Annotated in this window: 9 protein-coding genes; 4 read left to right on the plus strand and 5 right to left on the minus strand. The window is 49.4% G+C overall.

All coding sequences use genetic code 11. The annotated features are described in order from the left end of the window. From VIN66_RS15845 to VIN66_RS15855, 3 genes are all read left to right on the plus strand, one after another. The coding region (locus tag VIN66_RS15845; protein WP_414709912.1) for a YheT family hydrolase at positions 1–513 on the plus strand (513 nt) is incomplete at its 5' end. Then, positions 510–752, plus strand: coding sequence for a YheU family protein (locus VIN66_RS15850; protein WP_331924879.1), 243 nt, complete (start codon positions 510–512; stop codon positions 750–752). The genes VIN66_RS15845 and VIN66_RS15850, both read left to right, overlap by 4 nt. 113 nt (positions 753–865) lie before the next feature. Beyond that, positions 866–2,707, plus strand: a complete 1,842-nt coding sequence (locus VIN66_RS15855; RefSeq protein WP_331924880.1) for a choice-of-anchor I family protein — start codon at positions 866–868, stop codon at positions 2,705–2,707. A gap of 46 nt (positions 2,708–2,753) precedes the next feature. On the opposite strand, the gene VIN66_RS15860 is transcribed toward VIN66_RS15855, so the two are convergent. The 4 genes from VIN66_RS15860 to nudE all read right to left on the minus strand — a co-directional run bounded on the left by VIN66_RS15860 (position 2,754) and on the right by nudE (position 7,844). Then, a complete protein-coding gene (locus tag VIN66_RS15860) occupies positions 2,754–4,373 on the minus strand; it encodes a methyl-accepting chemotaxis protein (protein ID WP_331924881.1) in 1,620 nt (539 codons plus the stop codon). Positions 4,374–4,582: 209 nt separating this feature from the next. Next, positions 4,583–6,184, minus strand: a complete 1,602-nt coding sequence (pckA, locus tag VIN66_RS15865; RefSeq protein WP_331924882.1) for a phosphoenolpyruvate carboxykinase (ATP) — start codon at positions 6,182–6,184, stop codon at positions 4,583–4,585. Between the two features lie 252 nt (positions 6,185–6,436). Then, complete coding sequence (gene cysQ, locus VIN66_RS15870) at positions 6,437–7,267, minus strand: 3'(2'),5'-bisphosphate nucleotidase CysQ (protein ID WP_331924883.1); 831 nt, start codon at positions 7,265–7,267, stop codon at positions 6,437–6,439. Next, positions 7,245–7,844 carry an ADP compounds hydrolase NudE gene (gene nudE, locus VIN66_RS15875; protein ID WP_331924884.1) on the minus strand — a complete coding sequence of 200 codons (600 nt, stop codon included), beginning with the start codon at positions 7,842–7,844 and terminating at the stop codon, positions 7,245–7,247. The genes cysQ and nudE overlap by 23 nt, the downstream gene beginning before the upstream one ends. Positions 7,845–7,902: 58 nt before the next feature. Between nudE and yrfG the strand changes: the two genes are divergently transcribed. Beyond that, positions 7,903–8,583: a GMP/IMP nucleotidase gene (gene yrfG / locus VIN66_RS15880; RefSeq protein WP_331924885.1), complete on the plus strand. Its 681-nt coding sequence runs from the start codon at positions 7,903–7,905 to the stop codon at positions 8,581–8,583. 8 nt (positions 8,584–8,591) lie between these two features. Here the strand turns inward: yrfG and gspN are convergent. Next, a partial coding sequence (gene gspN / locus VIN66_RS15885; protein WP_331924886.1) for a type II secretion system protein N occupies positions 8,592–8,877 on the minus strand: 286 nt, incomplete at its 5' end.

Genomic DNA, 8,877 nt, shown 5'->3' on the forward strand with positions numbered 1-8,877 from the left:
CATAACCTGCTGTCGGCGGCCGTTGCAGTATGCCCGCCACTGGATCTGTCGGCCTGTGCCAGCCGCATCAATCAAGGCAGCAGCCGCATTTACCAACGCTACCTGTTAGGCCGGCTAAAACGCAGCACTTTGTTAAAATTAAAGCAGTTTCCTGACTTCCCTATTCCGCTTACGCCACGAAAAGTGCGGCGCCTGAGCAGCATCGAGCAGTTTGATGAACTTTACACCGCACCGATACATGGCTTTTTAAATGCGCAGGATTACTACCAGAAAGCCAGCGCCAAGGCATTTTTGCAGCATATTGATATTCCGACGCTGATTATACATTCCAGCGACGACCCGTTTTTATCTGATGCGGTGATCCCAACGGCCGATGAAATGCCCCCCAGTGTTCACTACGAGCTGACCAGTGGCGGCGGCCATGTCGGCTTTGTCAGCGGCAGCGTGTTTAAACCAACCTTCTGGCTGAATCAGCGCATCCCAGAATTTATCCGGAGCCAGTTAGCGTTATGATTATTCCTTACACTGATATTAGCGACGACACGCTGAACAACCTTATCGAGTATTTTGTGCTGCGTGAAGGCACAGATTACGGCGAACAGGAAGTCGAACTGCCGCAGAAGGTAGCAATGGTAAAGCGCCAGTTGAAAAGTGGTGAGGTATTGATTGTTTACTCAGAACTGCATGAAAGTATAAATCTGATTGCAAAACAGCAGTTTCTGCAGCAACAGCACGAAGAGCAAGCAGGCTGACAACAGCACATACGTCATAAATCTATCACGCTAACATCACGGTATTGTCATACAGCATGCTGAAACTGATTGTTTAACACGGTTTTTCAATCAGATATAAGGATGCAATTACAATGATGAAGCAATCTCTGCTGGCGTTGACGGTACTGGCAGCTTTGAGCGGCTGTTCACTGGATGGCGATGATGGTGCCCAAGGGCCTGTAGGTGAAGTTGGCGCGCCCGGCACACCGGGTGATGACGGTAAAAATCTGCCGCGCGAGCTTGATATAGCGGTGGTTGGCCGTTTCAACACCGGCATATATGGCCAGTCTGCGGCGGAGATTGTACAGTTTCACAAAGCATCCAAGTCCGCTTTTGCCATCAATGCTGCGCAAAACCGGATTGAAGTCATCCCTCTTTCGGCGTTACCGGTAACGTCTGTCGGCGGCCCGGTATCGGATGACAGCCTGACATCCACTGCCTTTACCTTTCCAGACAGCGTCACGGTAAAAAATGCTGCCGGCAACGACGTTACCATCAACCTTGGCGAAGCCAACTCTATTGCCATTTACGCTGATATGCTGGCAATAGCTGTTGCTGCACCGCTGAAAACTGACAATGGTGCTGTGTTGTTCTACAGCTTAAGTGCAACAGGAGTCGGTACTTTTGTTAAAGCGGTTAGTGTGGGTGCTTTGCCCGACATGCTGACGTTCACGCCTGATGGCAGCAAAGTACTGGTCGCAAACGAAGGTGAACCGGATACTGACTATCTGGCAGACCCTGAAGGTTCTGTTTCGGTCATCAGCCTGAGCGACGGTGTACCGGCAGATGTTGCAGCGACCATAAATCTGACCAGCAATATGGTGTTCAGCAGCGACTTGCTCGATGAAACAGATTACGACACCGACACCAAGCGCAGAGCATTGTTGCAAGCTGCCGGCGTGAAATTTGCCGGCCCTGCCGGCACAACCGTGGCGCAGGATCTGGAACCGGAATACATCACAGTATCAGCCGATAGCAAGAAAGCCTGGGTGTCACTGCAGGAGGCCAACGCCATCGGTATTCTGGATCTTACCGATATGACCATTGAAGTAAAAGCGCTGGGACTGAAAGACTGGTCACAATACAGCATGGATTACACCAATGAAGATGAAGTGCCGTCATTTCGTAAGCTGCCGGGTGTCTACGGCCTGTATCAGCCGGACACCATCGCATCCTATCAGTGGAACGGCGCGACCTTTATCGTATCAGCTAATGAAGGTGACTCACGCGATTGGGATGCCTACTCCGAAGATATCCGCGCGGCAGATATTATCGACCCGGACGAACTGAACAAAACCTTCAGCACTGAGTTACAGGCATTGTACGATGCAACAGGCGGCGATGACGGCCTCGGCCGGCTGAAAGTCACGGCAGCATTGGTAGACCCGGACAACGACGGTGTCGTTGAATCACTATATGCCTACGGTGGCCGCTCATTCTCAATCTGGGATCAGAACATCAACCAGGTATATGACTCAGGTGATGATTTTGGCCGTATCTCTGCCGCTATTTTAGGTAATAACTTCAACAGCGCCCATACCGAAAACAAAGGTGACAACCGCTCTGACGACAAAGGCGGTGAGCCAGAGGCAGTAGACGTAGGTACAATTGCAGGAAGAACCTATGCCTTTATCGCGCAAGAGCGCTCAGGCGATCTGTTTGTGTATGATGTTACCAACCCGTTCCAGGCCGCGTTTGTCAGCCACTACAATAACCGTAACTTCGACGTTGAGTTTGAACTGGACGACGAACTGGCCGACCCATGTGATACCAGCGAAGGCATGGACTGCACCGAAGTGCCATTGGCGGGCGATTTAGGGCCGGAAAGCGTGAAGTTTGTTGCTGCCAGTGACAGCCCCAACGGCAACCCACTGCTGATAGTTAGCAATGAAGTCAGCGGCAGCGTAACCGTATATCAGGTAACCGAAAAGTAAGATGTTAAAAAGGCCGCAGTAGCGGCCTTTTATTTTAGGATGTGTTTTATAGTTTAAACCTGCCGACCAGTTCATTCAGCTGTATTGCCAGGCGCGATAACTCGGTTGCACTGGCAGTCGTCTGATTAGAACCGGCAGCAGTTTGTGCGGCCAGATCGCTGATAGTTACGATGTTGCGATCAATTTCGCGCGCGACTTTAGACTGCTCTTCCGCTGCACCGGCAATAACATGGTTCTGATCGCTGATTGCGGTGATATTTTCTGCGATCAATTCCAGTGCATCTGCTGCCGCGGCGACAACATTCTGTGCATTATCTGCATTACCGCTGATCAATTGCATCGCATTCACGGCTTCACTGGCAGAGCCCTGCACCTGTTGGATCATTTGCTCAATTTCGCCGGTAGAGGTTTGCGTGCGATGCGCCAGACTGCGTACTTCATCTGCGACAACAGCGAAACCACGGCCAGCTTCACCGGCACGGGCCGCTTCTATTGCTGCGTTCAGTGCCAGCAGGTTGGTTTGCTCTGCTACGCTGCGGATAACTTCCAGCACCTGGTTAATAGACGTCACTTTCTCAGCCAGGGTGTTAATAACTTTAGTACTCTGACGCACTTCGCCGTTCATTTTTTCAATCACGCTGCGGGTCTGCATGACTTTCTGCGTACCATCTTTTGCCAGGCTGGCAGATTGTACAGACGCTTCAGATGTTTTAAGTGCAGTACCAGCGACTTCATCGACGGCAGAACTCATCTCGGTGATGGCAGTTGCCGCTTGCTGCACTTCATCGTTTTGTAACTGCAACGCTTTGGCAGACTCGTCTGTCACGACATTAAGCTCTTCTGCAGCTGAGGCCAACTGACTGGAAGAGCTGGAAATATGGCTTATTGCATCACGCAGTTTCTGTTGCATCTGCGACAGCGCCGACGCCAGAGATGTTAACTCATCACTTCCTTCTACCGTTAACGGCCTGGTCAAGTCGCCATCTGCAATATAACGGGCAGATTCAACGGCCTGAGTTAGCGGCTGGCTGATACTGCGCGAGATCAGTACCGACACCAGTACAGCAATAGCCACTGACACGATGATAAGAATAATGACGGCCATTTTTGCGTTGTCATAAGTTGCAATAGACGATTTACGCGCTTCGTCTGCAGCTTTGTGGTTTATGTCTGATAACTGTTTTAGCTGCTCTGCAATTTCAGAAGCTACAGGGTTAATCTGGTCAAGCAAGTCCTGCGCTGCACCCAGCTCTTCCTTTAGCAGTAAATCCATTGCTTGCTGTTGCAAATCAAAATATTTTTGCCGCGACACTTTATACTGGCCAAAAATCACCCGCTCCTGCGCATCAAAAATCGAGTTTTCATAAGGCTTTTCTATGCTTAGGATCTCTTCCCGCAATGCTTTTATCGTGTCAAACGTTTCACCTTCCTGGGTAATATCAATCGACAATAATAAGCGCAGTGTTAAGGCTCTATTGCGGTTAATAACAGTGCCAAGCGAGCCGATACCGGCTACTCCGGGTACAACGGCCGTTTCAACAAAGTCGGCTTGTTCGCGTACCTTGGAAATACTTTGTAAGCTGAATACCCCAGTTATAGTTAATAACAGTGCCAGGGCGCCAAAAGCGGCCAATAAGCGTTTTTGAATAGTTATGCTGCGTAACATTAATCACCTCTTTTATGCCTTGGGCAAAGTTGTGCTTGCGTGAAGCACCGGCCTGGCGGAAAACACTTACTAAACAATATTTAGCGGCTGCACTGTGTTTTACTTTAGTCAGATTGTTAACTGCTTACCAGTAGTGAGACAAAATTCTCTTTGTTAATGCTGAAATAAAAAAAGCCGCGACAGCGGCTTTTTTCAGGCAGTGGTGTACCTTACAGCTGTGGGCCAGCGGCTACCAGGGCTTTACCTTCGGCGTTGTCGGTAAATTTGACAAAGTTATCGACAAAACGCTTGGCTAAATCTTTCGCTTTTACATCCCAGTCCGCGGCGTTGCCATAGGTGTTGCGCGGGTCCAGAATTGCGTTATCTTCAACACCGGCTAAGCCCGTTGGCATTGCCAGGTTAAAGTAAGGCAGCTGTACAAACTCGGCGTTTTCTATGCTGCCATCTAAAATGGCATCAATAATAGCGCGGGTGGCTTTAATTGAGATTCGCTTGCCTGTGCCATTCCAGCCAGTATTCACTAAATAAGCCTCTGCACCTGACGCTTCCATCCGCTTGCCCAGCACTTCTGCATATTTGGTTGGGTGTAAGCTTAAAAATGCCGCACCGAAACAGCTGGAGAAGGTTGGCGTAGGCTCGGTAATACCGCGCTCGGTACCGGCCAGTTTAGCGGTAAAACCCGACAGGAAGTGATATTTGGCCTGTTCTTTTGTCAGCTTCGATACCGGTGGTAATACACCAAACGCATCAGCTGTTAAGAAAATCACTTTTTTGGCATGACCCGCTTTAGATACCGGCGTTACGATATTATCAATGTGATAAATCGGGTATGACACGCGGGTATTTTCGGTTTTAGAACCATCATTGAAATCGATTTCGCCATCTGCCAGTACCGTTACGTTTTCCAGCAGGGCGTCACGACGGATGGCATGGTAAATATCCGGCTCGTTTTCTTCTGACAGGTTGATGGTTTTTGCGTAACAACCGCCTTCGAAGTTAAATACGCCGTCGTCATCCCAACCATGCTCGTCATCACCGATCAGCTGACGTTTAGGATCCGTTGATAACGTGGTTTTACCTGTGCCAGACAAGCCAAAGAACACGGCAACGTCACCATCTTTACCGACGTTAGCAGAACAGTGCATTGAAGCGATGCCTTTTAGTGGTAAAAAGTAGTTCATCATCGAGAACATACCTTTTTTCATTTCACCACCGTACCAGGTACCGCCGATCAGCTGAATGCGCTCGGTCAGGTTAAAGGCGACAAAGTTTTCTGAATTCAGACCGTGACGCTGCCAATCGGGGTTGGTGCACTTAGCGCCATTCATTACGATGAAATCAGGCTGGTAAGTTTTCAGTTCGGCATCCGTCGGCCGGATAAACATGTTTTTAACAAAATGAGCCTGCCAGGCTACTTCAGTGATAAACCTTACCGCCAAACGGGTATCGGTGTTAGCACCACAGTAAGTGTCTACGACGAATAAACGCTTGCCGGATAACTGCTTAGTGACCAGCGACTTCAGATCTGCCCATACGTCTGGTGTAATGGCTTTATTGTCATTTTTACCCTGATCAGACCACCATACCGTATCCCGGGTAGTGTCATCACGCACGATGTATTTGTCTTTTGGTGAGCGGCCGGTAAAGATACCAGTATCGACTGAAACCGCGCCCAGTTTTGTCAGTTTGCCTTGTTCATAACCTTGTAAATCAGTACGGGTTTCTTCCGTAAATAGCTGATCATACGAAGGGTTATAAATAATTTCCGTGACATCTGTGATGCCGTATTGGCTCAGATCCAGATCGGACATGATGTAACTCCTAAGGGTACTGTAGGTAAGGGTGCAGTCTCTGGCGGACTTAATTTTCAGGTATTTTTGTCACTCAGTTTTGTTGCTTTGTGCAAAAACCCGACCGCATAATAACGTTTTTTCGCTTTAAAAGATAGGCAAAAAATTATGCCATCGGCCTTAAAGGCCCGTCATAACTGACTTTGAAAGGATTAAGAGAATTCAATATTCGAATGAAAGTAACACTGAAAGTCAATTCAGTGACTTTCAGGATCAGGCAGTCAGGTTTCGCTGCGTAGGTCGTGATTTAACGAGTTGCTGCCAGGGTATGCTGGCTTGCCCCATCACCATAAAATCGGGATTCGCCAGTGTATCGCGTTGATTGTAGCTGAGCGCAGTAAACTCACTATCAAGAATTTTGCCACCGGCCTCTTCAACAATTACATGCACGGCGCCTGTATCCCACTCGCCGGTTGGCCCCAAACGCATATAACAATCGGCTTTACCCTCTGCTACCAGGCAGCTTTTTAGTGAACAGCTACCCAGCGCGATATATTCAACATGCTCTGTGCTGTGCAATAAGTCGACTATTGGCTGTAATGGCTGGCGCCGGCTGATGGCGATTTTTAGTGTGTCGCCAGCCTGATGCTGGTTTACTTTCATCCGGTTAATCAGGTTACGCTGTTGCTTAAAGGCACCATTACCCCGGCTGGCATAGTACATAATGTCTTCTTTTGGCCAGTAAATTACACCGAGCGCCGGCCAGCCATGCTCAACCAACGCTACACTGACCGCAAAATCACCGCTTCTGGCAACAAACTCTTGCGTACCATCCATCGGATCTATCAGCCAGTAGCGGGGCCAGTCCTGCCGCTGCGCCAAAGGCACTAAATGTGATTCTTCGGAAATAATCGGGATATTCGGAGTAAGTTCAGACAAGTGATTGATAATAATCCTGTTTGCGGCTAGATCAGCGCTGGTTACAGGGCTTAAGTCAGCTTTTTGCTGCTGCTGAAAATCACCACTTTGGTATAACCGCCATAACTCTGCCCCAGCCTCGCGGGCCGCGGTTTTAACAGGGTCAAGCAGTCTGCTTAAAAACATCCGGATTCACTTCCAAATATTGCTGTGCTAATAACAGGGCGGCAACACTTCTGGCTTCGGTAAAGTCAGCCTGCTGCAGCAAGGCGTTACTTTGCTGACGGGGCCAGCTGACCAGTTCTAACGGCTCAGGTTCGTCGCCTTCTAAGCTTTCTGCATATAAATCAAAGGCCAGAACTATATGCATTGTAGCATTAAAATAGCCTGGAGCTAACGCCAGTGACTTTAACTGTACAAAACGGCGCGCGCCAAAACCGATCTCTTCTTTCAGTTCCCGGTTCGCAGCCGTAAGAATATCTTCACCGGGGTCGATTAAGCCCTTAGGAAAGCCCAACTGGTAATCATGCGTGCCAGCACAATATTCGCGCACCAGGTAAAAGTGAGCATCATCCGGGCAGGCAATAATCATGACGGCGCCGCGCCCGCTGCCGCGCATGCGCTCATAAGTGCGCTGCACGCCGTTGCTAAACTGCAGCTCCAGTTGTTCAATCTTAAACAGACGGCTTTGGGCAACGATATCGGCGCTTAATATTTCCGGCTTTTGTTTGCTGTTATGTTTGTCGTGCTGCCGCTGCGTCATGCTGCCACCTCTGATACAATCCAGATTGTTACTATAAAACGATTAACAGGAAAAACCTATGCTGAACTGGGCTGAAATTGATACCGTATTGCTGGACATGGACGGAACCCTGCTGGATCTGCACTACGATAACTATTTCTGGCTGCAGCACCTGCCCAAACGCTGGGCAGAGATAAGCGGTATCAGCCTGGCAGACGCGCAAGCGCAGCTTAAGGCAGAGTATGCTGAGCTGACCGGTAAGCTGGAATGGTATTGCCTGGATTACTGGGGCAAACGCCTGCAGCTACCGATCACCGAGCTAAAGCGTGAAGTGATGCATAAAATAGCCATGCGCGCTGATGTGCCAGAGTTTCTGACCACATTAAAACAAAGTGGCCGTGACGTAGTACTGGTAACCAATGCCCACCCGGGTAGCCTGTCGCTGAAAATCGAGCGCACTGAGCTGGCACGCTATATAGACACCTTGATTTCAACCCACGAGTTTGGCGTCACGAAAGAAAACTGGGCACTGTGGCAGAAATTGCAACAGCGGTTGGGGTTTGACCCTGGCCGCACCTTATTCGTTGATGACAGCCTGCCAATTTTAAAAGCCGCTCAGGATTTTGGCATTAAACATCTGCTGGCCGTGGCTAACCCGGACAGCCAGCAATTAAGCCGGCAGATTACGGAGTTTCCTGCCATTACAGATTACAGTGTGCTGCTCGATGATATCAGAGGTAGCGCACGCGCTACGCTCTGACTATCGTATCAGAATCTGATAGGAAAACGGCCCTGTGCATCAGGTTTACCAAGGAATTGCATTGCCTGATGCACTTCTTTGGGCATACTGGCGTCTGGTTTTAATGTGCCGTTAACCAGTAACTGTTCAGCATTAAGCACCGCTTTGATGTCCAGGCCAAGTAAGTTAGCACCATCTGTGGTCAGCACTATGGTGCCGTTGTCACAGCCCAACTCACCAAACAGGTTTTGCAGCTCAAGCCAGGTACCGGTTGGCGTTTGTAGCCGGGCGTCCTGCCAGCTGGCATTGCCGCTT

Source organism: Rheinheimera sp. (assembly GCF_036568245.1).
In the GTDB taxonomy this organism is placed as follows: domain Bacteria; phylum Pseudomonadota; class Gammaproteobacteria; order Enterobacterales; family Alteromonadaceae; genus Alishewanella.